This window comes from Treponema primitia (genome assembly GCF_046533075.1).
In the GTDB taxonomy this organism is placed as follows: Bacteria; Spirochaetota; Spirochaetia; order Treponematales; family Breznakiellaceae; genus Termitinema; species Termitinema primitia_B.
Window position 1 is genome coordinate 1 of the sequence record NZ_JAJQRB010000086.1, and the last position, 26,791, is coordinate 26,791.

The 26,791-nt window shown below is 49.6% G+C and carries 25 protein-coding genes and 2 tRNA genes; 15 read left to right on the forward strand and 12 right to left on the reverse strand.

Annotated features, from left to right (window positions below):
* The 3 genes from LQZ19_RS17740 to LQZ19_RS17750 form a co-directional block, all read left to right on the forward strand.
* Nucleotides 1-242: integrase core domain-containing protein (locus LQZ19_RS17740; RefSeq protein ID WP_411049029.1), on the forward strand; the 242-nt coding region annotated here is incomplete at its 5' end.
* A 186-nt stretch (nt 243-428) separates the two neighbouring features.
* Nucleotides 429-1,556, forward strand: a complete 1,128-nt coding sequence (ychF, locus tag LQZ19_RS17745; RefSeq protein ID WP_411049030.1) for a redox-regulated ATPase YchF — start codon at nt 429-431, stop codon at nt 1,554-1,556.
* 12 nt (nt 1,557-1,568) lie between these two features.
* Nucleotides 1,569-2,015 carry a cyclic nucleotide-binding domain-containing protein gene (locus LQZ19_RS17750; protein ID WP_411049031.1) on the forward strand — a complete coding sequence of 149 codons (447 nt, stop codon included), beginning with the start codon at nt 1,569-1,571 and terminating at the stop codon, nt 2,013-2,015.
* A gap of 88 nt (nt 2,016-2,103) precedes the next feature.
* Here LQZ19_RS17750 and LQZ19_RS17755 read toward each other — a convergent pair whose 3' ends face one another.
* The gene (locus tag LQZ19_RS17755) at nt 2,104-2,949 is read right to left on the reverse strand and encodes an HAD family hydrolase (RefSeq protein WP_411049032.1); all 846 of its coding nucleotides are present in this window, start codon (nt 2,947-2,949) and stop codon (nt 2,104-2,106) included.
* A gap of 186 nt (nt 2,950-3,135) precedes the next feature.
* Here LQZ19_RS17755 and LQZ19_RS17760 point away from each other — a divergent pair, with 186 nt between their 5' ends.
* Complete coding sequence (locus tag LQZ19_RS17760) at nt 3,136-4,059, forward strand: AraC family transcriptional regulator (RefSeq protein WP_411049033.1); 924 nt, start codon at nt 3,136-3,138, stop codon at nt 4,057-4,059.
* A gap of 126 nt (nt 4,060-4,185) precedes the next feature.
* On the opposite strand, the gene LQZ19_RS17765 is transcribed toward LQZ19_RS17760, so the two are convergent.
* The gene (locus tag LQZ19_RS17765) at nt 4,186-5,379 is read right to left on the reverse strand and encodes a trans-sulfuration enzyme family protein (protein WP_411049034.1); all 1,194 of its coding nucleotides are present in this window, start codon (nt 5,377-5,379) and stop codon (nt 4,186-4,188) included.
* Nucleotides 5,380-5,489: 110 nt separating this feature from the next.
* On the opposite strand from LQZ19_RS17765, the gene LQZ19_RS17770 reads away from it, so the two are divergent.
* Together LQZ19_RS17770 and LQZ19_RS17775 are read left to right on the forward strand one after the other, a co-directional pair.
* Nucleotides 5,490-6,548, forward strand: a complete 1,059-nt coding sequence (locus tag LQZ19_RS17770) for a PTS sugar transporter subunit IIC (protein WP_411049035.1) — start codon at nt 5,490-5,492, stop codon at nt 6,546-6,548.
* Nucleotides 6,549-6,649: 101 nt separating this feature from the next.
* Nucleotides 6,650-7,783 (forward strand): AAA family ATPase, encoded by a 1,134-nt coding sequence (locus LQZ19_RS17775; protein WP_411049036.1) that lies wholly within the window; start codon nt 6,650-6,652, stop codon nt 7,781-7,783.
* Between the two features lie 22 nt (nt 7,784-7,805).
* On the opposite strand, the gene LQZ19_RS17780 is transcribed toward LQZ19_RS17775, so the two are convergent.
* From LQZ19_RS17780 to LQZ19_RS17795, 4 genes are read right to left on the reverse strand one after another with little or no spacing between them, the layout of a single operon-like run.
* The gene (locus tag LQZ19_RS17780) at nt 7,806-8,588 is read right to left on the reverse strand and encodes an NYN domain-containing protein (RefSeq protein WP_411049037.1); all 783 of its coding nucleotides are present in this window, start codon (nt 8,586-8,588) and stop codon (nt 7,806-7,808) included.
* 4 nt (nt 8,589-8,592) lie between these two features.
* On the reverse strand, nt 8,593-10,704 hold the full coding sequence (locus tag LQZ19_RS17785; protein WP_411049038.1) for a helicase-associated domain-containing protein: 2,112 nt from the start codon (nt 10,702-10,704) through the stop codon (nt 8,593-8,595).
* Nucleotides 10,697-12,436, reverse strand: coding sequence for a DNA repair helicase XPB (locus LQZ19_RS17790; protein WP_411049039.1), 1,740 nt, complete (start codon nt 12,434-12,436; stop codon nt 10,697-10,699). The genes LQZ19_RS17785 and LQZ19_RS17790 overlap by 8 nt, the downstream gene beginning before the upstream one ends.
* A gap of 10 nt (nt 12,437-12,446) precedes the next feature.
* The gene (locus tag LQZ19_RS17795; protein ID WP_411049040.1) at nt 12,447-12,941 is read right to left on the reverse strand and encodes a hypothetical protein; all 495 of its coding nucleotides are present in this window, start codon (nt 12,939-12,941) and stop codon (nt 12,447-12,449) included.
* An 84-nt stretch (nt 12,942-13,025) separates the two neighbouring features.
* Between LQZ19_RS17795 and LQZ19_RS17800 the strand changes: the two genes are divergently transcribed.
* Nucleotides 13,026-14,756: a SulP family inorganic anion transporter gene (locus LQZ19_RS17800; RefSeq protein ID WP_411049041.1), complete on the forward strand. Its 1,731-nt coding sequence runs from the start codon at nt 13,026-13,028 to the stop codon at nt 14,754-14,756.
* Between the two features lie 103 nt (nt 14,757-14,859).
* Complete coding sequence (locus tag LQZ19_RS17805; RefSeq protein WP_411049042.1) at nt 14,860-16,095, forward strand: ATP-binding protein; 1,236 nt, start codon at nt 14,860-14,862, stop codon at nt 16,093-16,095.
* On the opposite strand, the gene LQZ19_RS17810 is transcribed toward LQZ19_RS17805, so the two are convergent.
* From LQZ19_RS17810 to LQZ19_RS17820, 3 genes are read right to left on the reverse strand one after another with little or no spacing between them, the layout of a single operon-like run.
* Entirely contained in the window at nt 16,079-16,696 is a 618-nt protein-coding gene (locus LQZ19_RS17810) for an HNH endonuclease family protein (RefSeq protein WP_411049043.1), read from the reverse strand. The two genes, LQZ19_RS17805 and LQZ19_RS17810, sit on opposite strands and share 17 nt — an antisense overlap.
* Nucleotides 16,693-18,558, reverse strand: coding sequence for an AAA family ATPase (locus LQZ19_RS17815; protein WP_411049044.1), 1,866 nt, complete (start codon nt 18,556-18,558; stop codon nt 16,693-16,695). The genes LQZ19_RS17810 and LQZ19_RS17815 overlap by 4 nt, the downstream gene beginning before the upstream one ends.
* A gap of 1 nt (nt 18,559) precedes the next feature.
* Nucleotides 18,560-19,171 carry a DNA-methyltransferase gene (locus LQZ19_RS17820; protein WP_411049045.1) on the reverse strand — a complete coding sequence of 204 codons (612 nt, stop codon included), beginning with the start codon at nt 19,169-19,171 and terminating at the stop codon, nt 18,560-18,562.
* 328 nt (nt 19,172-19,499) lie between these two features.
* Between LQZ19_RS17820 and LQZ19_RS17825 the strand changes: the two genes are divergently transcribed.
* Both LQZ19_RS17825 and LQZ19_RS17830 read left to right on the forward strand, forming a co-directional pair.
* Nucleotides 19,500-19,871, forward strand: a complete 372-nt coding sequence (locus LQZ19_RS17825) for an ArsR/SmtB family transcription factor (protein ID WP_411049046.1) — start codon at nt 19,500-19,502, stop codon at nt 19,869-19,871.
* Nucleotides 19,872-19,874: 3 nt separating this feature from the next.
* Complete coding sequence (locus LQZ19_RS17830) at nt 19,875-22,079, forward strand: heavy metal translocating P-type ATPase (RefSeq protein ID WP_411049047.1); 2,205 nt, start codon at nt 19,875-19,877, stop codon at nt 22,077-22,079.
* Here the strand turns inward: LQZ19_RS17830 and LQZ19_RS17835 are convergent.
* Nucleotides 22,030-23,418, reverse strand: coding sequence for an MATE family efflux transporter (locus tag LQZ19_RS17835; RefSeq protein WP_411049048.1), 1,389 nt, complete (start codon nt 23,416-23,418; stop codon nt 22,030-22,032). The genes LQZ19_RS17830 and LQZ19_RS17835 overlap by 50 nt on opposite strands.
* 68 nt (nt 23,419-23,486) lie before the next feature.
* On the opposite strand from LQZ19_RS17835, the gene LQZ19_RS17840 reads away from it, so the two are divergent.
* Both LQZ19_RS17840 and LQZ19_RS17845 read left to right on the forward strand, forming a co-directional pair.
* A tRNA-Arg gene (locus tag LQZ19_RS17840) sits at nt 23,487-23,559 on the forward strand.
* Between the two features lie 104 nt (nt 23,560-23,663).
* Nucleotides 23,664-23,939, forward strand: coding sequence for a hypothetical protein (locus tag LQZ19_RS17845; RefSeq protein ID WP_411049049.1), 276 nt, complete (start codon nt 23,664-23,666; stop codon nt 23,937-23,939).
* A gap of 635 nt (nt 23,940-24,574) precedes the next feature.
* Here the strand turns inward: LQZ19_RS17845 and LQZ19_RS17850 are convergent.
* Nucleotides 24,575-24,811, reverse strand: coding sequence for a hypothetical protein (locus tag LQZ19_RS17850; RefSeq protein ID WP_411049050.1), 237 nt, complete (start codon nt 24,809-24,811; stop codon nt 24,575-24,577).
* A gap of 9 nt (nt 24,812-24,820) precedes the next feature.
* On the reverse strand, nt 24,821-25,072 hold the full coding sequence (locus tag LQZ19_RS17855) for a hypothetical protein (RefSeq protein ID WP_411049061.1): 252 nt from the start codon (nt 25,070-25,072) through the stop codon (nt 24,821-24,823).
* A gap of 327 nt (nt 25,073-25,399) precedes the next feature.
* On the opposite strand from LQZ19_RS17855, the gene ispE reads away from it, so the two are divergent.
* The 3 genes from ispE to LQZ19_RS17870 all read left to right on the forward strand — a co-directional run bounded on the left by ispE (nt 25,400) and on the right by LQZ19_RS17870 (nt 26,767).
* Nucleotides 25,400-26,365 carry a 4-(cytidine 5'-diphospho)-2-C-methyl-D-erythritol kinase gene (ispE, locus tag LQZ19_RS17860; protein WP_411049051.1) on the forward strand — a complete coding sequence of 322 codons (966 nt, stop codon included), beginning with the start codon at nt 25,400-25,402 and terminating at the stop codon, nt 26,363-26,365.
* A 41-nt stretch (nt 26,366-26,406) separates the two neighbouring features.
* Nucleotides 26,407-26,688, forward strand: a complete 282-nt coding sequence (gene spoVG / locus LQZ19_RS17865) for a septation regulator SpoVG (protein WP_010262273.1) — start codon at nt 26,407-26,409, stop codon at nt 26,686-26,688.
* Between the two features lie 7 nt (nt 26,689-26,695).
* Nucleotides 26,696-26,767, forward strand: a tRNA-Gln gene (locus LQZ19_RS17870).
* The last annotated feature ends 24 nt before the right edge of the window (nt 26,768-26,791 follow it).

Below are 26,791 nucleotides of genomic sequence, written 5' to 3' on the forward strand. Positions count from 1 at the left end.
AGGGAGGAATACGTGTCAGGCAAAGTATGAGCCGGAAAGGAAACTGCTGGGACAACGCCTGTGCGGAAACCTTTTTCAAAACGCTCAAAGCCGAGCTTGAAACGCTTGACGGAAAACATACCCCATCGGTAGTACAAAATTCGGTGTTTGAATATATTGAGACCTACTATAACCGGAAACGGATACATTCGGCCCTTGACTATTCAACACCGACTGAGGCAGTATGTGTAAAAGTGGCTTAACCTACTGTCCTCCCAACCGGGGCAATTCCAGCGGGTCCACATCTTCCTCTCTGTGTCCTCTGTGTCTCCTCTGCGATCTCTGCGGTTTCTCTTCTTATTCCTCTGTGTCCGTGTGGTCCGTGTGGTCCGTGGTTATTCCTAATTTGAGTGTTGACCCCGGGCTAAGGGTCCCGTACAATAGGGGGTATGGCACTTAACTGCGGTATCGTGGGGCTTCCCAATGTGGGAAAGTCTACTATCTTTTCAGCCCTGAGCTCGGCCCCGGCGGAAGCGGCGAATTATCCCTTCTGTACGATTAACCCCAACGTGGGGATCGTCGATGTACCGGATCCCCGGCTTTCCGAGCTTTCCTCCCTGTTTAAGCCTGAACGGACTATCCCGGCGGCGGTTGAGTTTGTGGATATTGCCGGCCTGGTAAAAGGCGCCTCCAAGGGTGAAGGACTGGGGAACCAGTTCCTGTCCCATATCCGGGAGGTTGGGGTGATAGCCCAGGTGGTCCGCTGTTTTGACGATCCTGATATCATCCATGTGTCCAATAAGGTGGACCCCGATTCTGATATGGAAACCATCAACGTCGAGCTGGCCCTGGCGGACCTCGATACCCTTACCAAACGCCGGGAGCGGGCGGAACGGGCTCTGAAGGTGCAGGCCAAGGGGGAACAGAAAAGCGCCGAGACGGTTCTGTCCGCCCTGAACAAAATCGGCCCCCTCCTGGAAGACGGGAAACCTGCCCGGCAGGCGGACCTGAGCGACGATGAGCGGGCCGCTGTCTACGATTGCCACTTTATCTCCGCCAAGCCCCAGTTGTATGTCTGTAACGTGGACGAGGAAACGATGAAGGCAATCTCGGCGGGTAAGGGCGGCAACAACTACATTGATAAGGTAAAAGCGCGGGCTGCCGCCGAAAACTCCGAAGCGGTGATCATCTGCGGGAAGTTCGAAGCGGAGTTGGCGGACATCGACGATCCGGCTGACAAACTCGCCTTCCTGGAAGAGCTGGGGCTCGCGGAATCAGGTCTGGGCGCCCTGGTCCATGCGGCGTACCGGCTCTTGGGGCTCCAGACTTTTTTTACCGCCGGGACGGATGAGTGCCGGGCCTGGACTTTTCGTATTGGGGATACCGCTCCCAAGGCTGCGGGGGTTATTCACACCGATTTTGAAAAGGGGTTCATCAAAGCGGAAGTGTATTCGTATGAAGATATTGTTAAGTACGGCGCCGAGGCGAAGATCAAAGAGGCCGGGAAGTACCGCATTGAGGGGAAAGAATATATCGTCCGTGATGGAGATGTGATGTTTTTTAAATTCAATGTTTAAAGGGGTTAGCCTATGGTGAATTCTTCATCCCTGCAAAAATATTCACTCTTCGGCGGTCTTTTAGAGGAGCAGATCGACCAGATTTTGCCCCTGATGGAACAGGAAGACTACGAGCCCGGGGCTGCTATCATCGTTGAGGGTGATCCCAATGATAAGATCCGTTTTATCCTGGAAGGCCGGGTAGCGGCGGAGAAGGCCGGCATCATCCTCTTTGAATTTAAAGAAGGGGACGCCTTCGGGGAGATGGAAGTCCTTGACGTGATGCCCTCGGCGGCCACCATCAAAGCCCTGAGCCCCACCCGGGTTATGTCCATTTCCAACCGAGCCCTGCGGAGCATTTACAAGCTGGATATCAAAGCCTTTTCCCTTATACTGATGAACCTGGCCCGGGATCTTTCCCGGCGGCTCCGGTATGTAGATAACGGGATCGCCAGCGGGAAGTATAATTCCTTAGAATAGAATTACTTTCGCCTTCAACATAACGTTCTATGTTTACAATTTTTGAATTTTCAAAAAGCGAAACATAAAAATTCATTCAAAAATAATGTCAAGCCTTTTTACATAATCTCCGGGGCACCGTTGCATTGTTTTGATAATCCAACAGTACTTTATCAATAATTTTTATTACACCAAAATTATCATTTGATGCGGTAATAAACCTGGCGTATTGTTTCATGTCCTCTACAGCATTTTCTACAAGGTAACTATACTTTACCATTTGAAGCATCTCTATATCATTATAGGTATCGCCAAAAGCCATCATCTGTTCACTTTCAATATCCAGTTTTATACCAAGTAACTCTATTGCCTTTCCTTTATTTATTCCCTTGTTCATAATATCAATCCAAAGAGTATCTCCTACGGTAACTGAAAATTTTTGTGAATATTTTTGATGAAATGTTTTTTCGTAATATGTTTTGCTGTTTTTTTGAGGAAAATAAATAGTAAATTTATCGGCATCAACAACAACTTCAGAGAGATTTTTGACAAATGTAATCTTAGCATAAAATGTTTTCAAAAATGGTTCATGTACTTTAAATTTCTCGGATATATATGCAGAATCCAAACCACAAAGAATTGCTATACCATCAGTTTGAGCTTCAACAAAACGAATGATGGATTGATAATCGTTTGTATCAAGCAGGCTTTTGAAAATAATAGTACCGTTATGTGTTACGACCCCGCCATTATCTGCAATAAAACTCATTCTGTTTTTATCTTTTTGAAACAACATTTCCAAGGTATATAAAGGACGTCCGCTTGCGATTACAAAATTAATGCCGTATCTTTCCAATTTATAAATATAATCATCAAAATTTGGCGGCAAATCCCCTTTTTCTGTCAAAAGTGTATGATCCATGTCGGCCGCAATTAATTTTACATTATTAAACATTATAGCTACTCCTTGGCTTATAGCCTTAATACATTCTTTAAAGCGGGCAAAACAAACCGGCCCCCTTTCTCAGGCATTTTTTTCCTCACTTGTCATTTATTGAATATCAGGATATTCTTGAAAATTGGTAATGTATACCAATATTTTCTGTATTTTTATAACTATCGTATTTTTATGAGGCGGGTTATGGAAAAATTACGCGTACGGGAAGATATGTCGGAAGAGGTTCAATACACCTCGTCAAATCTGCCCATATATGCGGTTAACTGGAGGCTCTCCCAATTTATTGGATATGCCGCAGATTGCCATTGGCACCGGGATCTTGAATTTATCATCGTACTTGAAGGGGAAATGACCTATCATGTGAATGACAAACTTTTCCCCCTTGCTGCGGGGGACGTAATTTTTGTCAACGCCAACCAACTGCATTTCGGCAGCTCCGGTAAACACGGTTCTGTAGAGTGTGTGTTTATCAGCCTTTTGCTGCATCCTTCCATGCTCTGTGCTAATCCGTATATCGAAAAGCGTTTTGTTAATCCCCTCCTCTATGATACCCGTTACGATACCTTGTTTTTTCCGGCTAATACCAATTCGGAAAAAGATTGGCGCGGTGAAGTCTCCGTCAGAATCGGCGCCCTTGCGCGGCTCTGTTTGCAATCAAGCGATGATTCAATTCTGGAAATACAAAGCCGCTTCTACGCGCTTTGGTCGCTGATCTTTTCCAACACGATTGCCGCTTCGTTATCCATGGAAGACAAAAACGTTCGGGGAGACATCCCGCTCAAACGGATGATTTCATTCATTAACGAACATTGCAGCGAAAAGATAGGTCTGGATGATATTGCCGCAGCAGGGCGGGTATGCAGAAGTAAATGCTGTCTGCTTTTCAAGCAAACACTCCACCAAACTGTCTTTGAATACCTGTTAAACCTGAGAGTTCGCCGAAGCCTTAACTTTCTCTCTGATGATACCGTAAGTATCACCGAAGCGGCCCTTGCATCCGGTTTTTCAAAGGCAAGTTATTATGGAGAAATATTCAAGCGGGTAACCGGTATAAGCCCCGGCAAATACCGCCGGAGGATATCGTTAAATAACGTAAAAAAATTATGAAAAAAATATTAGAAGGGTATAAAACATTCGCCGTAAGTACTAATTACGAAGAAATTTCTAACCGCAAGGGCGAAGAAGTCGAAAAAGGGGAGAGAAAGTATAGGACTTTCCGGTTTCGTATTTCCGCTATACAAGACCTGTCTTCCGCAGCGCCTGTTCCAGGTCTCCGATGATGTCCTCCGCGTCCTCAATGCCCACGCTGAAACGGAAAAACCCATCGTGGAACTCCGGGGGGTAGAGATACTGCCGTTCATCCTTTTCACCAAGGAAGACGATGAGGCTTTCATCATGACCCAGGGAAACTGCGGAGGTGATGACCCGGAGATGGCTGACAAAGCGGTTGTGGGTATCGTGGTCCGCCTTAAGGCCAAAGGAAAGTACCCCGCCGTAACCCGGGGACATCTGGGATGCCGCAACGGCGTGGCCGCGGTGGCTCTTGAGCCCCGGGTAGGCGACAAAGCGGACGCAGGGAAGGCTCTCAAGGTACTCCGCAGCCTTCTGGGCATTCTCGTTGTGCTGACGCATCCGCAGGGGCAGGGTTACGGAGCCCCGCATGATGAGCCAGGCGTTGAAGGGGCTGATCACCCCGCCAAGGTTTACCTGGGCCTGGGCGCGGATACTATCCAGGTGTTCCTTTTTACCGATGATAGCGCCCCCCATGGAATCTCCGTGGCCGTTGATGTACTTGGTCAGGCTTTCCACGGAGAAATCCGCCCCCAGTTCCAGGGGCCGCTGGTTGTAGGGTGAGGCGAAGGTGTTGTCCACCGAAAGGAGGGCGCCGTTTTCATGGGCAATGGCCGCTATGGCCCGGATATCCGAGACCGTGATGGTGGGATTACCCGGGGTCTCAATGTGGACAAGCCGGGTATTGGGCCGTACCGCCTTCCGCACCGCTTCCAGGTCCGAGGTATCCACCATGGTGGTCTCCACGTTGAACTTATTATTGAAGATTTCGTTAAAAAGCCGGTACACCGCGATATAGGTAACGCTGGAAAAGACCACATGATCCCCGGATTTGAGGAGTGAAAAGAAAAGCCCCGACAGGGCGGCCACCCCGCTGCCCAGGACCACACAGTCTTCGCCGCCGGAAAGTGCGGCTATCTTTTCCTGAAGGTACTGCTGGTTGCTCCCCCCATTCCGGGTGTAGAGGTTCTTATCGGAACCGCTCCAGTTCAGGTCCGATGGATCGTAGGGCAGTTCGTAGCTGTTCGCCATGACGATGGGCCGCTTAATCGCCCCGGTCCCGCTGTCCGCATCGTTCCCGGTGTGTACCGCCCGGGTATGGAAACCAAATTCTTTGCCGTAACTCCGTTTACCCATTTTTATCTTCCTATTATTCCCATTGAATTTATATACATTATTTTTACCTTTTCTGAGGTTTCCGTCAATAGATACCTGTCTTTTTTTTTCTGATACTGTATGCTCTATCCATGAAACTTATCGAATTCCTAAAAAAGAAGGACATTGTATTTTCCGCAAAACGGTACGGTATTGATGCTCTGGGGGCCATGGCCCAGGGGCTTTTCGCGTCCCTTCTTATCGGAACTATCATCGGAACCATAGGGGAGCAGTTCAACATACCTATCCTTCTCACCATAGCCGCTTATGCACGGGCCGCTACGGGTCCGGCTATGGCGGTGGCTATCGGGGTGGCGCTGAAATGCCCCATGCTGGTCCTGTTCTCCCTTATTGCCGTGGGCGGCGCCGCTAATAACCTGGGCGGGGCAGGCGGTCCCCTGGCGGTTTACTTTATCGCGGTAATTTCCGCCGAATTCGGGAAGCTGGTCTCCAAGGAAACTAAGATTGATATCATCGTTACCCCGGTGGTAACCATTGCGGTGGGGGTCCTGCTGTCCCTGGGCTGTGCCCCTACCATAGGCGCCGCGGCCAGCGCCATGGGGAACGCCGTCATGTGGGCCACGGAACTCCATCCCTTCTTTATGGGCATCCTAATTTCGGTTATCGTGGGGATGATCCTCACCCTGCCCATTAGCAGCGCCGCCATCTGCGCGGCCCTGAGCCTTACGGGTCTGGCCGGCGGCGCCGCAGTTGCCGGCTGCTGCGCCCAGATGGTGGGCTTTGCGGTGATGAGCTTTAAGGAAAACAAGTGGGGCGGACTTTTTGCCCAGGGCCTGGGCACCTCCATGCTCCAGATGGGAAACATAGTCCGGAACCCCCGGATATGGATACCCCCTACCCTCGCCTCAGCGATCACCGGACCCATTGCCACCTGCATTTTCGCCCTCCGCATGGACGGACCGGCGGTGGCGTCGGGTATGGGTACCTGCGGCCTGGTGGGGCAGATAGGGCTCTATACGGGCTGGCTCAGCGATATTGCGGCGGGTACAAAGACTGCCGTTACCGCCTTTGACTGGACAGGATTAGTGTTGATATGCTTCATCCTGCCGGCGGTACTGACCTCCGTTATCGCCATACCCCTGCGGAAGAAGGGGTGGATTAAGGGGAATGATTTGACGCTGGAGTTGTAGGCAAACTTGACAAATAGTCCTCCGTCCGCTAATATTATACAAAAATGCATTATGCATTGTTGCATTATGCATTTTTGTATAATATCGCCGGAGGAACTGCCATGAATCCATTTAAATACGGGACCATCGTACGCGGAGGGGATTTTTTCGACAGGAAAGAAGAGTGTTCACGTATTGTGGAAACCCTGATGGGCGGAAATAATATGGTATTGTACGCGCCCCGCCGGTTCGGAAAGACATCCCTGGTTTTTAAGGTTATAGAACAATTGGAAAAGAAAAAAGTAACCTGTGTTTATTTTGATTTTATGACCGTATATTCACCGGAATCTTTTGTCCGGCTCTATGCAAAGGCGTTATCGGCAAAACAAACCAACATGGATAAGTTTGTTAAAATATTTGCTTCCGCCATTAAAAACATCCGTCCGGTCCTGGGTTTCAACGCAGAGGGTGAGGCGGAATTTTCTGTGGATTTTGCCAATACCGTTATTGACGATACAATCGTGGCGCAATTATTGGATATGCCGGAGACATTAGGGAGTCAAAAAAATAGGGTTGTCGTGTTTTTTGATGAATTCCAGGAAGCAGGAAAATTACAGAATATAAATTTTGAAAATTTATTACGCAGTAAAATTCAACAGCAGGTTAATACCAGCTATCTTTTTTTAGGCAGCAAGACCCATATTCTGGAGGAAATGTTTAATAATAAAAAAAGAGCCTTTTATCATTCGGCGTCGCAAATTTCCATTGGGCCGCTTCCCGAAGACGATACGATTAAGTATTTACAGAATAAATTCACTGCCTCCGGAATTACCCTTGACACAAATATAGGGCAATATTTGATTTCCGCGGCCGGGAATATTCCGCATTATATACAGCTTCTCGCTGCGGAAGTATGGCAGTGCCTGATTGACACTAAAAAGCCTGTAACAAAAAAAATAGTGGATTATTGTGTTACACAGATTCTGGCGCTCAAGGGCGATTATTATTTGGAATTATTTGATCGCCAATCCCAGGGGAGAAAACAATTATTACAATCCCTTACGGTTAGCGGTAAAAATGTTTTTTCCGCCGCTTACATAAACACCTACGGGCTGAACAGTGTATCCACCGTTCAGCGCTCCATGAAAGATTTGGTTGAAGAAGGCATAGTAGAAAAACTAAAGGGTGAATATGTAATAGCTGATCCCTTTTTTAAGGCCTTCGTCGCAGGAATTATGCGGGGGGTTACGTCCTAAGCGAAGATAAGCCCTGTTTCCGCTATTTTCCCCTTCGTTTCCACCGGATATACACCTGCCGTCCGGTGCCGTTCTCCTGGGGCCGTTCTTCGGTTTCAAACTGGGGAACCGCCCGGAAGAGGTCCGCCAGCTTCTTGAAGCCGTAGTTCCGGGGGTCGAACTCGCTGGACCGGAGGGTGATTTTCTGCCCTATCCCGCCCAGGTAGGCCCAGCCGGATTCATCGGCCAGATCGTCCACCGTGTCGTGGAGAAGTTTGAGCAGTTTACGATCCACCTTGAAGTCCCGCTTGGACCGGGCAGCCGGGCGGGCATCGTCTTCATCGGTCTCTTCCTGGTTATCCCGCAGTATTTCTGTGTAGATAAATTTGTCACAGACCGAAACAAAGGCCCGGGGGGTTTTCTTTTCCCCAAAGCCGTAGACCGTGCGGCCGCTTTCCCGGAGCCTGGCGGCAAGGCGGGTAAAGTCTGAATCGCTGGAGACGATGCAGAAGCCGTCCAGCTTATCGCTGTAGAGAAGGTCCATGGCGTCGATGATCATGGCGCTGTCCGTAGCGTTTTTGCCGGTGGTGTAGGAAAACTGTTGTATGGGCTGGATGGCGTGCTCCAACAGCCGGTCCTTCCAGGAGCGGAGGTTTGTGCTGGTCCAGTCGCCGTAGATCCGTTTGACGCTGGCCACACCGTACTTGGCCACCTCGTCCAGGAGGCCTTCGATGATGGCGGGCTGGGTATTATCGGCGTCAATGAGGACCGCCAATTTTGCCTGATTTGCTTCTATTTGATTAGCTGAAAATGGTAATAGGGGCATTGTGCTACTCTCCAAAAATTGATTGTTTAATCCGCCGGAGGAGACTGATCTTTCCCAAGGGGAGGCGGATCGTGTCGCCGGGCGGTACGGGTTTGAGGACCAACAGGGTCTCTCCCTCGGATTTTTCCATGGCCTCGGGTATACCGATGACCCGGTTCACTTCCCCATCCTGATTGGACCACATAATTTCTATGAGCTGCTTTGAGGTAATGGCCTGTTTCGCGATGGATGTTTTTCCCACGTAGTCAAGACCCCGGGCTTCCAGTTTTTCATACCGTACCGAGACACCTACCAGCTGGGATTCATTAAGTATCAGCCGCCGCTCTATCCGGGCGGAAAGCTCGTCCCTTTCACCCTTGGTAAGGGACAGCCTCTTTAGGGCCGCACGGAAACGCTCTTTAGACTGTTCCATCTTTTCCGTATCAAGAAACAGTGTTTCTGCTTCGTTGCAAAATGCGGGCTTAGCCTGAAACCCATCAGGATAGAACCGGGGTGCAGACTGGGGCGGATAGGGGGAATACCTATCCCCGGGCAAGGTTTCGACAAGCTGGGGCGGCTGGGCTATGATATCTATCCCCGCCTTATGGAGGGCCTGGATAGCGTCGGCCTTTTCGGATGCCGAAAGGAGGTAGACCCCCGGCATAAGGATCCGGCTGATCAGGGAAGAGACGGGTTCCGCTTCGGCCAGATACCGGCGGTCCTCCGACAGGGTAAGGACTATCCCCTGGTGGAGAGAAACCCCGGAATACCGGGATTCCCAGTCCTTCACGGTCCAGCGGAGGTTCTGATCCACCTGGTTCCCCGACAGGCGATCCAGGAGGGTAACCATGGCCTCGGCATTTTTACCCCGGTCAAAGCCCCGGACCACCGATTCCCGGGTGATCTCAAACCGCACCGCTGTACCGGTTTCCCGGACAAGACTGAAGGAGGCAAGGGCCAAGGCATCGGAAAAACAGATCTCCGGATAAAGTATGCAGGAAAAAGCCGTATCCATGGCAATCACCGCTACTCGCAACGCAGTTTCCCGCATAGCCGGGGGATACCGGAAATACCCGTCCTCCGAATCGGTTCCCAGGAGGCCTACGGTCTTGAGCGCTTCCAGCATCGAATCAAACAGATCGCCAATGTTCCCCCGGCTCTTGGTTTCCACCCCCCAGGGTATCTGCTCAATGCCGCTCCGTTCCAGGATATCCGCAATCCGTTTGAGGGTTGACCGGGGGTAACGCTGCGCCGTCTTCAGGACATCCATAAAGGTGTGGATAAATCCGGTTAGCGTTGGAAGGCGGCCCCGGTTAGATTGTGAAGGGAACTTCGCTGCAAGCGACCAGGGGGCAGACTTGGGGATACTTTTATCGATACAGATTCCTGCGGCACAGTATTCCTGCCGTTCATTGAAAGAAAGTTCCGTAAAGTGGCGGAGCTTCGATTCATCGGGAATAATTCTCTCCCCTTGCTGCTGCAGAAGACCCAGGCACTGGAGGCCCCCGATAAGGGACTCAAGATCCAAACCAGGGAAGAGGAGCCTTCCGTCATCCAAAACTTTTTTCCGTATCCCCCCTTCGTTCTTAAAGAAATCCGGCTGGTCGGAAATAAAAGCAAAAAGCGCCGCCAGGATACGATCATCCAGGATGCCATAGCCGGAGGGGTTACTCAGCTCCGGAATTTTCAGCGGCTCCGATGGAAAGAGGGAACTCTTATCGATAATGATGGGGCCAAGCACCGGTTCCAACAGGGGGTTCAGGGCCAGATGGTAGACCCCCTTTTCCTGAAACCGGTAGAGGATAAGCCGCTCCTCCAGGTTGAGGAGTATGCCATGCAGCTCAGCATAGCTAAACTCCCCGGCGAAAAAGGTTTCCAGTTCCCCCGGCGCCGGCTCTTCCAGGGTTGCGATGGCAGCGATAACCCTGGCGTCGGTTTCATCGATATATACGGCGATGGCCTCCTGAATTTCTTTGCGGGATAGGAAGGCCTCCAAATCCTCCGCAAGCCGCTGTTTATTGAAGGGAGTTTTGATATTCCCAAAGACGCTGCGCATAAGCTCGAAGTAGGAACTGTCCGGGAGGATCAGGAGGGCGGATTTCCAGACATCCGGGGAACGGAAGGGGGAGCTATTCATTCTGCCCTACCCCATTTTGTCCGGTGAGTATTTCATTCTCCGTCCAATGCTGTATGGCATATTTGTAGCCCTGCTCGGCAAGAAATTTCTGACGGTTCGCGGCAAAGTCTTCCTCTACGGTATACCGGGAAACCAGGGTATAGAAATAGGAGTTCCGTCCCTTAGGCCGCAAAATACGGCCCAGGCGTTGAGCTTCCTCCTGCCGGGAACCGAAGGAACCCGAGACCTGGATAGCCATGGAGGCATCGGGAAGGTCAATGGCAAAATTCGCCACCTTGGATACCACGATAACCCGGAACTCACCCCGCTTGAAAGCGCCATATACTTTTTCCCGTTCCACATTGGGGGTTTTTCCGGTAATCAAAGGCGCCTTGAGCAGCCGAGCCAGCCCTTCTAACTGGGTGATATACTGACCTATCACCAGGATATGATCCTCCGGGTGGTTATCGACCAGCTGGCGAACGATGATTTCCTTGTAGGGATTTTCACTGGCTACCCGGTACTTTTCCCGAGGAGTTGCCACGGCGTAGGGGATCTTCAGCTTCTCCGGCATGTCCAGACGGATCTCCGTACAGAGGGCTTCCGCAATCCAACCCTTGCTTTCCAGATCCTTCCAGGGGACATCGTAGCGTTTGGGCCCCACCAGGCTGAACACCGCGTCCTCCGCCCCGTCCTCCCGGATCAGGGTGGCGGTAAGCCCCAGCCGGCGCACCGCCTGAAGCTCCGCAGTTACCCGGAAAACCGGAGCCGGAAGTAGGTGAACCTCGTCGTAGATGATCAGCCCCCAGGGCCGTTCCCGGAAGAGCTTGAAGTGGGGAAACTCCGCGTCCTTATCGGGCCGCCAGGTGATGATCTGGTAGGTTGCTATGGTTACCGGCGCTACCCGCTTGGAATCCCCGGTATATTCGGCGATCTCCTCCGCCTCAAGGTCCGTTTTATCCAGAAGTTCATCTATCCACTGATGCACCGCCGCCACATTGGTGGTCAGCACCAGGGTATTTGTTTTAAGGAGGCTCATCAGGGCCATGCCCACCATGGTCTTTCCCGAACCGCAGGGAAGCACCACCACCCCGTAACCGCTCCCAGGGCCATTGTTTCCCAGCACCGACCGGGCTGCTTCGGTCTGGTAGTCCCGCAGGGTAAAGGGCCTGCCGGAAGCGGCGGGGGAACGCAGGCTCAACTCCAGAACCTCCCCGTTGATCAGGGGCGCCATATCCTGTACGGGCCAGCCCATTCTGATAAGCTCCCGTTTAACGCTGCCTCGGTCGGTCAAGCGCAGCCTGAACCCCTCAGGGCACTGGCGAAGCAGCTTAGTCAGGGACTTTGCGGCCCCTATTTCCGCCAGGATGGCCGTATCATCCGCCACCAGGAGGAGTTCCTCCGGAAGGGGGCGAAGGGGATCTAACGGCGCTTTTCCATCCGCCGCTACCAGCCGGATCTTGCCGTACCGCGCCATGGTATCGGAGAAACCTTCGAGTATGCTTTGAGGAACAGGGTAGCGGCTATAGGCATCCAGGGCGGCTGCCACATCGGCGGGGGTGAAGCCCGCACTGGCGGCGTTCCAGAGGGACAGGGGGGTTATCCTGAAGGTATGTATATGTTCGGGGGACTTTTCCAGTTCCGCAAAGGGCATAACAGCGGCCCGGGCTTCCTCAGCCTTGGGGGCATGAACATCCAATAACAGGGTACGATCACTCTGGACAATCAGGGGATTCGCAGAATCAATTGACATATCTTATCAATTATATAGGAAATAAGGCGTAGTGGGAAGGGGCGGGAGGTTTCGATAGGGATTTCAAATTAAGAATAACCACGGACCTCACGGATCTCACGGATAAAGAAGATTTACCGCAGAGGACACAGAGGGAAGAACACAGAGGACACGGAGGGAAGAGGAGGAGGAAGAAGGAAGAGGGGGTGTGGAAGACGGCCATCGCCTTCCTGACACGCTTCCTCTTCCTCTGCGTCCTCTGTGTTCTTCCTCCGTGTCCTCTGCGGTTTTTCCTCTGTGTCCTCTGCGGTTTTTCCTCTGTGTCCTCTGCGGTTTTTCCCCTGTGTCCTCTGCGGTTTTTCCCCTGTGTCCTCCGGTTTTTCCCCTGTGTCCTCTGCGGTTTTTCCCCTGTGTCCTCTGCGGTTTTTCCCCTGTGTCCTCTGCGGTTTTTCCTCCGTGTCCTCTGCGGTTTTTCCCCTGTGTCCTCTGCGGTTTTTCCTCTGTGTCCTCTGCGGTTTTTCCTCATTCCCCTTACCGCTCTGCGGTTTGGTCCACCTTTGTCTGTGTGGTCCGTGGTTATTCTTTTCTATATAGAGCCGATACTACCAGTATGGCTTCATTTAATATTCTAAAACTTGTCTCGCTCAAGGATTTTATCCCCAGGACTTTCGAGCTTTTTTCCAAAAAGGATGGGCAGAAGTATTCCCTGAAGTCCTTTGGGAAGGATTGTATTTCCGGCCTTACGGTGGGCATTGTCGCCCTGCCTTTGGCTATGGCCTTCAGTATAGCCGCCGGGGGGACTCCGGCGCAGGGGCTGTATACCGCCATTGCGGCGGGCTTTTTTATCAGCTTCCTCGGGGGAAGTAAGTTTCAGATTGGCGGACCCACCGGGGCCTTTGTGGTGATCATCTACGGGGTAATAGCCCGGCACGGTATGGGGGGGCTCATTGTGGCCACCACCATGGCGGGGATTATCCTGATCCTCATGGGTGTGTCCGGTTTGGGGCGCCTGATAAAGTACATCCCCTATCCGGTTACCACGGGCTTTACCACCGGTATCGGGGTTCTGATTTTTTCCCAGCAAATAAAGGATTTTTTCGGCCTGGCGATTGAAAAAACATCCCCGGAATTTTTTGAATCCTGGGGACAATACATTGGTTTATTGCCCACCCTGCAGCCCGTAACCCTGGGCATTGGCCTGGGCGCTCTGGGTATCATACTCCTGGTGCGGAAACTGTACCCCCGCATCCCCGCCGCAGTGGTTGGGGTTATCGCGGCTACCCTGGTATGCTACTTTTTCCGGCTACCCACGGAAACCATCGGGACCCGCTTTGGGGGCATACCCCAGGGGCTGCCCGTACCGGTGATCCCGAAGATCGGCTGGAGCATGATCCGGGACCTGCTGCCGGATAGTTTTACCATCGCCCTGCTGGCGGCCATCGAATCCCTCCTTTCGGCGGTGGTGGCGGACAGCATGACCGGGGACCGGCATAACGCCAACATGGAACTGGTAGCCCAGGGGGTGGGCAATATAGCCGGCGCCTTTATGGGGGGCATCCCCGCCACCGGCGCCATAGCCCGGACCGCAACGAATATCAAAGCCGGGGCGGTAAGCCCCGTCTCGGGGATAATCCACTCGCTGACCCTGGTGCTTTTCATCCTTTTTCTGGCGCCCGCAGCCTCCGCTATTCCCCTGGCCTGCCTTTCGGCGGTACTCATGGTGGTAGCCTGGGACATGAGTAACCTTGCCCGGTTCGCTCGGATTGTCCGCCGGGCTCCCAAGAGCGACGCCGTAGTTCTCCTTACCACCTTCATACTCACCATTGCGGTGGACCTGACCTTTGCGGTGGAAGTGGGGATGATCATGGCGGTGGTCCTCTTCCTCAAGCGGATGATTGAAGTAACGGAGATACACTCCGGTGAAAGGATCGGCGGCGCAGGTTTAATGTTCGCCGACAGCCCATCCTCCGGAAACACCGCCCTGCCTCCGCATCCCAAGGATGTTGAAATATACGAAATTACCGGCCCCTTCTTTTTCGGTGTGGCGGATATGCTCCAGCACACCCTGCGGGGGGTAGCAAAAAAGCCCAGCGTCTTTATTCTGCGTATGCGGGACGTGCCCGCCATAGACTCCACGGGGATCACCGCCCTGGAATCCTTTCTGGCCCAATGCCGGCATGGCAAGATCAAGCTCATCATCAGCGAAGTCCGGGAGCAGCCGCGGAAGGCCATGGAAAAGGCGGGTTTCATTGCGGATCTGGGGGCGGAGAACATAGCCGTCACCCTGGAAGCGGCGATAAACCTGACAAAGACCGTTGACTTTTTCCTGCCCGATTTTTAAATAAATTTATCAGTATAAGAGAAACTTTTGCCAAAAATGGCAATAGTTTCTCTTATACAAGAAACTATTGCCATTTTTGTCTTTTTGTGGTAGTATTAATCCCATGATCAATCAATCATTTATTCGGCGGGAAGCGTATCTGGAAATGATCGGGAATTACATCGACAAACCGGTCATAAAGGTAATTACCGGTATGCGCCGAAGCGGAAAAAGCGCCATCCTTGCTTTGCTCCGGGAAGAATTGTTGGAACGGAAGGTAGATGAGGAGCGGATTATTTTCCTCAATTTTGAGTCCCAACGGCTCGCCGCCCTGGCGGATACGGAATCCCTCTATAAATATGTTACCGAATATGCTCAAAAATCGCCGGGACGGCTGTATATCCTGCTGGATGAGGTACAGCGGATTACCGGGTGGGAACGGACCGTCGCTTCCTTTCGGGTGGATTTTGACTGCGATATCTACGTTACCGGTTCCAACGCCAACCTCTTATCGGGTGAACTCCATACCCTCCTGGCGGGCCGCTTTGTGGAAATACCGGTCTATCCGCTTTCCTTTGCGGAACACCTGGTCTTTACCAAGGCAAAGGGCGAAGATGGCGGCAAGGATCTGAATACACAATTTATCGATTATTTGCGCTACGGCGGGCTTCCGGGGATCCACGAAATGGATATCAATTCCGGTACGGTATATCCCTATCTGACGGATATATTTAATTCGGTGATCCTCAAGGATGTTATTGGCCGGCATCATATCCGGGATACGGAACTATTGGAACGGATTGTCAAATTTTTAATGGACAATATGGGACATATTTTTTCCGCCAAGAGTATCTCCGATTTTTTAAAAAACCAGGGCCGGAAACTCAGTACCGAGACGGTCTACAATTACCTTGACGCCCTGGAGGAAGCCTTTCTTATCCGAAAGATCAGCAGGTACGATATTAAGGGCAAACGGCAGCTTGAAACCCAGGAAAAGTACTTTTTTGAGGACCATGGGGTAAAACACGCAATTCAGGGCTACCGGGATAATGAAATTTCCGGACTTCTTGAAAACCTGGTCTGCATGGAACTGAAGCGCCGGGGGTTCCGGGTATATATCGGCCAACTGGGGCAGCGGGAAGTTGACTTTATCGCCCTGCGCCGGGAAGAGAAGATCTATATCCAGGTATGCTATCTCCTGTCCGATTCCGCCGTGATCGAGCGGGAATTCGCCCCCCTTTTAGAAATCAAGGATCAGTATCCTAAGCTGGTACTTTCCATGGATCCAATTTGGGATTACACCAAGGAAGGGGTCCGGCGGAAGAATCTGGCCGAGTGGTTAATTAAAAAAATCCCTTGAAATATTGTCCAACAGTATCGATTAAATTTTGCCTTTGTAATTCGCAAGCAATATATGGGTATTTTCGTTGCATAAAACTAAAAGTAATTTCTTTACGGACATAATCCATGATAATATCACACCTTCGTTGAACAAAAGCGTCATCATCGTTTAGTTTCAATACTTCGATAGTATATTGAACTTTTGCATGCTCACTATTTGAAAGTGAAGTATTCGGCTTAATAATACATGAAGGAACATCCAAAACAAACCAACCAATTTGTACTTCAAAAGGATCAATCAAACCAGTTTTATCGGCTTTGTAGTTATTTATTTTTTGAATCGTAAGACGATAATTATCCCATTCGTAAGCAAGATGCGGCGCAAAGGATTTTGGTATAAAATGATCTACTGAAACAGCTGTCTGAGTAGTTGAAAACCATTCTCCAGTATAGGCACAAATACCATTATAAAGCCTATATAATTCACCACTTACTTGAGTCCAGAGTGTCTTAAATTCCCCGGATCTTGGATTTGGATGGTTAGCTAAAAACCTATTACCTGGTTGCCTTACATCCTTATCAAAATTTGCTGGTTCATTCTGCTTAATTACCGGAATCATATAGCGACCCCATTTTGCTCAGCAAAATAAATCCACCTTGGCCAGAAAGGATCATTTTCCGCGAGTAACTCAACTAGCTGTTTATGAATTAAACCTATTTTTTGTTTATCATGATTGTCCATCAATTGCAGTTTCTTTGCCTGGCCAATCGCTTCTTCTGCTTCACGGGAGCGAGCTTGCTCAAGATTAAATATTGGAGAGGTTAACCACATGTCAATCTGACCATATTTGATAAAGTCAAGTTTTTCAAGCAATACCCGATTTGAAATAGCATCAAGTTTAAAATTGTATAAACTATCGGTACTTTTAGTAAAAAACGTTTCGGCTGACGCTAAAATCAATGGAGAATGTGTAGAAATAATAAATTGTATTTCCAATTCAGATGATAAAAATTGTTGCAGATCCATTAATGCAGAAAGAATAACTCGCTGCCATTTTGGATGCAAATGCGCTTCTATCTCATCAATCATTATTACCATGCGATTTTCAGGTGTTGAATTACGTAATTTCGCTTCAACCTTGTGTTCGTTCCAAGCCCATACTATCAAATATGCAAGGGTAATAATTCGTTTTACACCCGCCGAAGCATATACGATAGGCGTTTCACCAAATGAATGAAGAATAGTTGGCATTTCACGGTTGTCATTGAGAATCCGTCGAATTGTACCCGGCTTTAAAACACCCAGATCAGGAGGTGACATTCTTTCTAAAACCATCTCAAATATTTTAAAAGGATACTTCTCAGGGGTGTTTTGCCACTTGACCCAATCCCGAATTAAACCCTCAATACTTCCGGTTATACCATTCCATATATCATCACGTGTAAAAATATTTTCTTTTATTGTTGTTTGCTCTTTTGGGTTCTGCTTAATCGGATCCCAAACCGCATAAGAACCATCAACGCGGGCATAAATGATTAAACCAGGAGTCGTTTCTTTTTTTATATCATTCGGCCACCTTGCATTTTTTATATCATAAACTACGGTCTTTTTTACAGGTAAACCTTTAATGCCGGCCAGCTTGTAAGTAATTGACGCATTTTTCTTACCTGTTAAATCAGTTGGATTTATTGGTAAATCAGGCCATGTGTTGGTTAATGCCCACCAGGAACATTCCAACAAAAAAGTCTTTCCAAGACCATTATCACCGGTGATTAAATTAAGACGACTACTTGGTTCCATGATTAAATCAGGAGAATTACCAATATTCTTGATTTCAATGCAAGAAAGGGTAGCTCCACGGTTGGGCGAAGCGTCTGGAGGTAAAGAAATAGTGCCGCTAAAATCATCCCATTCAGGCTTTTTTTCTTGGAGCTTAAGAGAATATAAATTATTTCTAATAGTTGTATCGAATAGCGTTTTTTTTTCTTCGTCAGTTATATGAAATTGAGAATAAAATTTATCAAGAAGTATTTGAGCAGAAGTATTATCAGGCCATTCTTCATGTTTAAATAACCAAATGGCAAGATCAAAGGCTGGTAACTTATTCTTATTTAATTTTTCTCCTAAAATCAAAATATAATTATTTTTCCATCCCCAGTTTTTTTCGTTTCTCTCATGGATAAAAGCGTTTTGAAAGGTTTGAATATTAATAGCTTGTAATCCATTAGAAGGGTAACGATCATCAAGCCATTGCTTTTCTTTTTGGATAGTCTTGTACGGCTGAAAATAGTATTTGGAATCTGGTTTTATTTTATGTACTTTTTCCATAAACATTTTTGTAACATTATCTAATGACAATTCAATTGTATTCCCTACCGGGAGTTTAATTTCTTTACAAGCGAGAAAGGTAATACCATAGAATGGATGAATGCTTCTCAGATTTCCAATTGACTGGGTAATTTGTCCAGGAGTTAAATACATATTACTTTTTCTCCAATTGTGATAACGTATATTTGCAAAAATCAGGACTTAGATCAATGCCTATTGCGTTTCGTCCGGTGTCCATCGCTACACGTATTGTTGTCCCGCTACCGACAAATGGATCCAAAACAGTCCCGCCTTCAGGACATCCGATTTCCAAACAACGTTCAACAAGTTCATCAGGATACGGTGCAGTATCAATTCCATTTCCGGCTTTTGGACGAGCTAGTATTGTCCAAACATCCTCATCAAATTTTTTATCAACTAATGGTTTTCGGTTAAAATAATATTGTCGATCTTTAGCGAGCATAAAAATATACTCGTAACTTCTTCTTGGTCTATCTTTAACCGCTTCCGGGAGGGCCTTTTCACGATGCCAAATAATAGTACTCCGCAATACCCATTTGCGCTCCATCATTTCAATCGCCAACCGCCAGGGAACTCCAATCATCGATTTTCTTTGTAGCCCTATTCCTAGTCCGCCGCTTTTATCGACCGGCCTTAAACCAAATCTGCGCTTATTGCTTTTTTGGTCGATGCCCTGAGACATCCCTTTCCCCGAGTAATAGGTATCTCCAAACAAGCCATTCCATTTTTCCAAATTCTCTACCATTCCTTAAAGTAAACCCCCTCAAGAATACAATCTTGATTTTGATTATTATATTTAATATCGGTATAATTCTCAAGGCAGGGGAGTCTAAAATCAGCGGGTCAAAATGACCCATAATTCTATTAAAGTTCTCTAAAACGGCTGTGTAACAGGAAAAACGTTTTGCTGTTCTCTCAGTTTTTCTCTTAATTGGTACAAATAGCCGGAGATACCTCGTTCGATTTCCCGGTAGATCCGAAAAAAGGCATATTTCCCGCTAAAACACTTGACGGGGCGAAACTTTTTTATTATAGTTGTCTATATACTCAACTGTTCAACTAAGGAGAAATAAATGAGTACTTACATTGCCGAAATTGATAACTGCGACTGCAATACCATCCACGAGGATGTCGTCGCCGATGTCCGCAAACATATGCCCAGGGAGGAATCCCTGCTGGACCTGGCGGATCTCTTCAAGGTCTTTGGGGATTCGACCCGGGTCAAGATCATCAGCGCCCTGCTCCACTCCGAGATGTGCGTCTGCGATATCGCGGTACTCCTGGGGATGACCAAGTCCTCAATTTCCCACCAATTGCGGGCCCTCAGGCAGACAAAGCTGGTTAAATACCGCCGGGACGGAAAGGTGGTGTTTTATTCCCTGGACGACGAACATGTGGGGGCCATATTCGCCGCCGGTTTAGTCCATGTATGCGAAAGGAGCTAGGATATGGAAATGCAATTTAACCTTGAAGGTCTTTGCTGCCCGATCTGCGCAGCAAAAATAGAATCGGGGATACGGAAACTCGCAGGGGTGGAAAACGCCGTTGTCGACTTTAGCGCCCAAAAACTTATTTTAGAAACAGCCGGTACTACCGGCGATGACCATGCCCGGGAAATTATCGCCCGTGCGGATTCAATCGTAAAGCAGTACGAGCCGGATATCATCATGACCAGGATTGATGCGGCCGCAGCGGGATCTCCTTCACCGGCGATAAAAACAGCGCCGGACCGGGGAAAAATTTTTGATTATGTCCGGTTTGGTCTTGGACTTATGCTTTTTATCAGCGTCCTGGTTTTTCAATTTGCAGATCCTGTTGAACTGGGCCTGTTCCTGGGGGCGTATCTGCTCATAGGCGGGGAGGTGCTGCTCCGGGCGGTAAAAAACATATCCCGGGGCCAGGTATTTGACGAAAACTTCCTCATGAGCCTTGCCACCATCGGCGCCTTCGCCATTGGGGAATACCCCGAGGGGGTGGCAGTAATGCTGTTCTATCAAATTGGCGAAGCTTTCCAGGACCACGCGGTAAACCGTTCACGGTCCTCCATTACCGCCCTGATGGATATCAGGCCGGACTATGTCAACCTGAAACGGGGTGAATTAATCGTAAAGGCCGATCCCGGGGAAGCGAAGGCCGGGGATATCATGGTGGTAAAGCCCGGAGAAAGGGTTCCCCTGGACGGCATTGTTCTGGAAGGCCGCTCCGCCCTGGATACTTCCGCGCTTACCGGGGAATCTCTGCCGCGGGATGTGGAGGCAGGGAGCGCCGTCCTTTCCGGTTCTATCAACACAAGCGGGCTCCTGGTAATCGAGGTTACGAAGGTCTTTGGAGAATCCACGGTTTCAAAAATATTAAATCTGGTACAGAACGCGGGCAGTAAAAAAGCGCCCGTAGAAAATTTCATCACCAAATTTGCCCGGTACTATACCCCGGCGGTGGTGATCATGGCCCTGATACTGGCCTTTGTCCCGCCCCTGCTTATACCCGGCGCGATTTTTTCGGAATGGATCAACCGGGCCTTAGTGTTTCTGGTAGTATCCTGCCCCTGCGCCCTGGTTATTTCCATACCCTTAAGTTTTTTCGGCGGCATAGGCGGCGCTTCCCGCCAGGGTATCCTGATAAAGGGGGGCAACTACCTGGACGCCCTGAACAATGTTGATACCGTGGTGTTTGATAAAACAGGAACCCTCACCCGGGGGGTCTTTACGGTAAGCAAATTTATGCCGGCAGGAAGCTATACCCCGGAGGATCTGCTCTTTTATGCCGCCCATGCGGAGAGCAACTCCAGCCACCCCATCGCCCTTTCCATACAGCGGGCCTACGGAAAGTCCGTGGACGCGCAACGAATCAGCGGCCTTGAGGAAATTGCAGGCCGGGGAATCCGGGTACTGGTTGACGGAAAAAAAATATTGGCCGGAAACAGCCGCTTACTGGACGCAGAAAAGATCCCCTACCCCGCTGCAAACCCCCAAGTTGACGGGACCATCGTTCATCTGGCAATAGAAGGCGCATATGCGGGATGCCTTATTATCAGTGATGAGCTGAAAAAAGACAGCCTTGGAACAATCCGCGCCCTAAAAGAGCGGGGCGTTAAGAATACCGTGATGCTCACCGGGGATACCAAGGCTGCGGGGGAGAGAATCGCCCGTGAACTGGAACTCGACAGGGTCTATACGGAACTGCTGCCCCACCAAAAGGTTGAGCAGCTGGAAATTTTGGCGAACGAAAAAAAATCTGCGGGGAAACTGGTCTTTGTCGGGGACGGCATCAACGACGCCCCGGTATTGGCCCGCAGTGACATCGGCATAGCCATGGGAGGCCTTGGTTCCGATGCGGCTATTGAAGCGGCGGACATGGTTATCATGACCGACGAGCCATCCAAGCTCATCACCGCCATGGACATCGCCAAACGGACCCGCAGTATCGTAAACCAAAACATCGTCTTTGCATTGGGCGTAAAAAGCGTCATCCTTGTCCTTGGCGCATTGGGTATTGCAACCATGTGGGCAGCAGTCTTCGGCGACGTAGGCGTGGCGGTAATCGCCATCTGCAACGCCGCCCGGGCTCTAAAGGTGAAGAAACAACAAACTATGTTTCCGGAAACTACGTTTCCTTCTCCAACCCATTCAGGATCCGCATCTCCCGGGCAATGACAAAGGCCGAAAGGATCGATGCGCCCATATCCGCTAAGGGCATGGATAAAAATACACCCCGTATTCCGAAAAACCTTGGCAGAATAATCAGCAGGGGTATATAGAACAATATCTGCCGGGATAGGCTTAAAACAGTTCCCTGCACCGGTTTTCCGATGGACTGAAAGAAATTCGACGACAGTATCTGGAAGCCGATAAGCGGCAGGAACATGGTGCATCTCCGCAGAGCAAAGGTCCCTATATCCATCAGCTCCCCTTCCTCGTTCCGGAAAAGGGCGATGAAAAAATGGGGGAAAAACTGAAAAAGGATAAACCCGATACAGACGAACGCGGTTGCGTAAATAACCGCCCACTTATAGGTTTTCTTAACCCGATCGTATTTTTTCGCGCCGTAATTGTATCCGATGATAGGCTGGGCCCCCTGATTAAGTCCCTGAAGGGGCATGATGATAACGATCAAAATACTGTACACAATACCCATGGCGGCAACCGCAATATCCCCGCCGTATGCAAACAAGGTACGGTTCAGGAGAATATTTACCAGCCCTATGGCCAATTGCATTGCAAAGGGGGCAAAACCGATCGCCAATATCTGAAGGGTCGTCTTCACTTCAAGTTTCATAGCATGGAAACGGAAACGAAGCTTGGTAAACCGGGAATTGAAATAGCCTATGACCCAGACAAAAGAAATAAACTGCGAAATAATCGTTGCCCATGCCGCGCCGGCCACACCCCAGCCGAATACGAAGATAAAAATAGGATCCAGAATGATATTGACCACCGCGCCGAGGATCTGGGTGAGCATGGAAGTTTTGGGATGCCCATCGGATCGAATAAAATGATTAACCCCCGGACCGATGGCGCTGAAAATACCGCCGTAGAGAATTACCTGAAGATAACCCTTCGCGTAGGGAAAAACCGCCTCGCTTACCCCCAATATGTTAAGCAAAATAGCATCCAGGAAAATAAGACATGCCACTATTACGATTCCCGGAACAAAAAAGAGCAGCGCAAAGGCGTGGCCCATGATTTTTTCAACCTCATCCTTACGGCCCTGCCCAAGGCGGATCGAAAAAAGAGAATTTGCGCCGATGCCGATCAGCATTGAGGAAGCCATCAAGACCATCATCACGGGCATTACCAGACTTATTCCCGCTATTCCCAGGGGATCCACCCCCTGGCCTACATAAATACGATCCACGATGTTATATATCGCATTTACAAGCATTCCGATAATAGCGGGAACAGAAAAATCAAAAAGCAATTTTCCGATTCTGTCGGTTCCGATCCGGTCAGTTGAATGTACGTTGTTTTTTTTCAATAGTTTTATCTGCTCCACCGATAAAACTATAAATCATTTTCAAAAACATTGACAGACACCATCAATACGGGGTATACATAAGGGGAGGTCCAGTAGCTCAGGGGATAGAGCGGCCGCCTCCTAAGCGGCAGGTCGGCTGTTCGATTCAGCCCTGGATCAAATTGTATCAAAAAAATGTCATCAGAAAAAATAAATTTATTTTTTGACAAATGATATGGACAAACTCTTACAGAGTGTGATAAAATTATAAAAAGGAGAATACAATGGCAAAATCAGACAAAGCTCTCGAAGATCTAAAAAAACTGTACGGCAAACAAGCCGCCATCAACAAGGATATCCTTGCTGCGGAAAAGGCGTATGCCACAGAACTGAAGGCTGAGGTAAAGGCCTCCGTCAAACCGGCAAAAGCTGCCGCCAAACCGGCTAAGAAAGCCACAGCAAAAAAAGCTGCTGCGAAGAAAGCCCCGGCGAAGAAGAAGGCTCCGGCAAAGAAGCGGGCCGCTGCGAAGAAACCCGCGGCTTCAAAGCCCAAGGTATGAGTGTAAAAAGCCTCCCTATTTCGGGGAGGCTTTTTTGTATCAATTTTCTAAAACTATACTAACGAAGTTCCCCGCGCAACTGTAGTTCTGCTGATTAAGAATAACCACGGACCTCACAGACGAATTAATGAACACCGAGGCTTTTATTTCCAGGGTGATTTTTTAAAAATTTATTATAAGATTCAATAACCGCAAAGGCGCACAAAGGCGAAAAAGAGGAAGGAAAGGGTGGAGAAGCAATGAGATTTTCCACTCGGTATAGTTCCGTAAATCCGACACTGGTTTTATCGTAGGCATACTGCCTCCTTTAAAGCGCTGATATAATAATAGCGCTATTTGCCGCACTATTCAACAGCAAAGTTCAGGGGACAAAAGAGGAAGGACCGCAAAGGTACACCAAAATTTACCAACTGCGTTTAGCGTAGTTCCTAGGCGCACTCTTTAGCCGACACCGGCGGACGGGGGGAGGGGCATCCCCGGCCGAACACATAGGGAATTCCCTGCCGGAGGAGACCCGAAGGGGCTCCATAGGCAGACTCTACCTGCGTGTGAGCGCCGGGGATGCCCCTCCCTCCGTCCGCCGGTGTCGATAAGGCAGCACAAAAGTGCATCCGCCATAGTGGGACCCTTTTTATTCACCCAGCCGCCTTGGCAGCAATACGTTCCTGGACCAGTTCACCGATGATTTGGGCAGGAGTTTTGTGCGCCGATTCTGCCCATGCAACAACACTACCGGTAGTTTTTGGGTCTAGTTTTACCAACATTCCGTATTTGCGGGCAAAATAGCCCGGTTTGTTTAAATCCGGCATGATAGTGTTCTCGGTATAGTATGTATCCAGCTCATCCGCTTCTTTTTCAGTCATTTCTGCCATAATACCCTCCTACAGATCAAAAAAATCACGATACGCTTTGCGGCATGGCATCGCATGAAAAACATTGATAGTCTGCTCATCAATCACATTATAAAGAATTTCAAGCAAATTCCCATTACGGTCAATCCCGATAAGGAGATTCTTATCTTCCTCACTAGGTAAGATGTGATCATAGAGGCGCAGCTCAAACGCATGACGAATATCCAGTTCCTCTACGCTATGTTTGAAAGCGGATGCCCTAAAAACGATTTTTTCTTCCATATCCACGTTCAAATAACCTCTCAATACAGTATATCGCCATCCCCGGCATTTCCACAACACACCATAGTAACGCAAAAGCGTCCAAGTTTACCCAACTACGTTTAGCGTAGTTCCTAGGCGCACTCTTTAGCCGACACCGGCGGACGGAGGGAGGGGCATCCCCGGCCGAACACATTAGGGAATTCCCTGCCGGAGGAGACCCGAAGGGGCTCCATAGGCAGACTCTACCTGCGTGTGAGCGCCGGGGATGCCCCTCCCTCCGTCCGTCTTTGCCGATAAGGCTGCCCTTTACAAAACTCCGTTTTTCAACTACACTCCCCCTACCCTATGCGGACCGCCCTGAGCATTGAAGCTCCCTGTAAGATAAACCTGCACCTACGGGTAAAAGGCCGGCGTTCCGATGGGTTCCATGAGTTGGAGAGCATTTTTCTGGCCCTGGCCTACGGCGATACCCTCCATTTTGAGCTTGGAGACGCCGGCGGGGCCGATGAATTCCTTGTGGAGGATAAACGCCCGCGATTGGGTGAAGAAATTCCCCGGGAGGGGAATATCGTCCTTAAAGCTCTGGACCTTTTTAGGGTACGGAGCGGGTTGGACCGGCCTTTGCGGATACGTTTGGAAAAGCGTATCCCCCTGGGCGCCGGTTTGGGGGGCGGGTCCTCGGACGGCGCTTCAACCTTGTTGGCCCTGAACGAGCTTGCGGGGACGCCCTTCGACAAAACCGGGCTCCTGCAGGCGGCGGCGGAACTGGGCAGCGATGTGCCCTTCTTTCTGCTGGGCGGAGCAGCCTATGTAACCGGCCGGGGGGAACATATACGGCCCATTGAGGGGCCGCCGGAATTTGAGGTAGTATTGGTGAACCCTGGGTTTCCCAGCAATACCGCAAAGGCCTTTAGGCTTTTAGACGCCCACAGGGAAGCGGTATCTATAGAAGGAAAGCTCCATGGGAAGGCTGAACTTTCTGAGCAAAGCCTGGTCGATGCCTTGAAAGGCTCCCCTTCCCGCTGGCCCTATGGGAATGATTTCCTGGAACTCTTTCTGGCAGAAGACTGCCCGGATAGTTCCCCAGCCAAGGATGCTTACAGAGCAATTTTAGGGCGCTTGCAGGATCAGGGGGCGGATTTTTGTGGTCTTACCGGGTCGGGATCGACCTGTTTTGGGATATTTACCCAAGGAGGAGCAGCGGAAAAAGCAGTAAAGTCATTTCGGACGGATAAGTCCGTATCAGGACCCGGAGTTTTCACACTCTTGACCTTTCCCCTTGCGCGTTTGCCTAATAGGGTATTAATATAGGGTATAGTCGTAATGAACCTGGACCAAAAAGGAGAAGCGCCATGGAGATTACCGATATCAGGGTCCGCAAGGTAGCCGGTGAGGGAAAACTAAAGGCTTATGTGACGGTTACGTTTGATGACTGTTTCGTCGTTCACAATGTAAAGATCATCGAAGGTAAGAGCGGTGTGTTTATCGCCATGCCGAGCCGGAAAACCAGGGTTGGAGAGTACAAGGATGTTGCCCATCCTATCCACCCGGAATTTCGGGCGGAACTACAGAAAAAAATCCTGGACCGGTACGATTTTGGTAATGTTCAGGACGATCCTACTGTAGAAATATAAGTATTATTGGGACGTAGGCAAGTGGTAAGCCACCGGGTTTTGGCTCCGGCATGCACAGGTTCGACTCCTGTCGTCCCAGGAAAAAATTTATTTTTGGAACCGG

Coding starts and splice junctions, on each gene's coding strand:
- LQZ19_RS17755 (WP_411049032.1), bottom strand. CDS start 2,949: ATGTTTAATAATGTAAAATTAATTGCGGCCGACATGGATCATACACTT.
- ychF (WP_411049030.1), top strand. CDS start 429: ATGGCACTTAACTGCGGTATCGTGGGGCTTCCCAATGTGGGAAAGTCT.
- LQZ19_RS17785 (WP_411049038.1), bottom strand. CDS start 10,704: ATGAATAGCTCCCCCTTCCGTTCCCCGGATGTCTGGAAATCCGCCCTC.
- LQZ19_RS17845 (WP_411049049.1), top strand. CDS start 23,664: ATGGCAAAATCAGACAAAGCTCTCGAAGATCTAAAAAAACTGTACGGC.
- LQZ19_RS17815 (WP_411049044.1), bottom strand. CDS start 18,558: ATGTATTTAACTCCTGGACAAATTACCCAGTCAATTGGAAATCTGAGA.
- ispE (WP_411049051.1), top strand. CDS start 25,400: ATGCGGACCGCCCTGAGCATTGAAGCTCCCTGTAAGATAAACCTGCAC.
- LQZ19_RS17800 (WP_411049041.1), top strand. CDS start 13,026: ATGGCTTCATTTAATATTCTAAAACTTGTCTCGCTCAAGGATTTTATC.
- LQZ19_RS17750 (WP_411049031.1), top strand. CDS start 1,569: ATGGTGAATTCTTCATCCCTGCAAAAATATTCACTCTTCGGCGGTCTT.
- LQZ19_RS17775 (WP_411049036.1), top strand. CDS start 6,650: ATGAATCCATTTAAATACGGGACCATCGTACGCGGAGGGGATTTTTTC.
- LQZ19_RS17825 (WP_411049046.1), top strand. CDS start 19,500: ATGAGTACTTACATTGCCGAAATTGATAACTGCGACTGCAATACCATC.
- LQZ19_RS17850 (WP_411049050.1), bottom strand. CDS start 24,811: ATGGCAGAAATGACTGAAAAAGAAGCGGATGAGCTGGATACATACTAT.
- spoVG (WP_010262273.1), top strand. CDS start 26,407: ATGGAGATTACCGATATCAGGGTCCGCAAGGTAGCCGGTGAGGGAAAA.
- LQZ19_RS17830 (WP_411049047.1), top strand. CDS start 19,875: ATGGAAATGCAATTTAACCTTGAAGGTCTTTGCTGCCCGATCTGCGCA.
- LQZ19_RS17765 (WP_411049034.1), bottom strand. CDS start 5,379: ATGGGTAAACGGAGTTACGGCAAAGAATTTGGTTTCCATACCCGGGCG.
- LQZ19_RS17855 (WP_411049061.1), bottom strand. CDS start 25,072: ATGGAAGAAAAAATCGTTTTTAGGGCATCCGCTTTCAAACATAGCGTA.
- LQZ19_RS17760 (WP_411049033.1), top strand. CDS start 3,136: ATGGAAAAATTACGCGTACGGGAAGATATGTCGGAAGAGGTTCAATAC.
- LQZ19_RS17805 (WP_411049042.1), top strand. CDS start 14,860: ATGATCAATCAATCATTTATTCGGCGGGAAGCGTATCTGGAAATGATC.
- LQZ19_RS17820 (WP_411049045.1), bottom strand. CDS start 19,171: ATGGTAGAGAATTTGGAAAAATGGAATGGCTTGTTTGGAGATACCTAT.
- LQZ19_RS17770 (WP_411049035.1), top strand. CDS start 5,490: ATGAAACTTATCGAATTCCTAAAAAAGAAGGACATTGTATTTTCCGCA.
- LQZ19_RS17780 (WP_411049037.1), bottom strand. CDS start 8,588: ATGCCCCTATTACCATTTTCAGCTAATCAAATAGAAGCAAATCAGGCA.
- LQZ19_RS17790 (WP_411049039.1), bottom strand. CDS start 12,436: ATGTCAATTGATTCTGCGAATCCCCTGATTGTCCAGAGTGATCGTACC.
- LQZ19_RS17795 (WP_411049040.1), bottom strand. CDS start 12,941: ATGAGGAAAAACCGCAGAGGACACAGAGGAAAAACCGCAGAGGACACA.
- LQZ19_RS17810 (WP_411049043.1), bottom strand. CDS start 16,696: ATGATTCCGGTAATTAAGCAGAATGAACCAGCAAATTTTGATAAGGAT.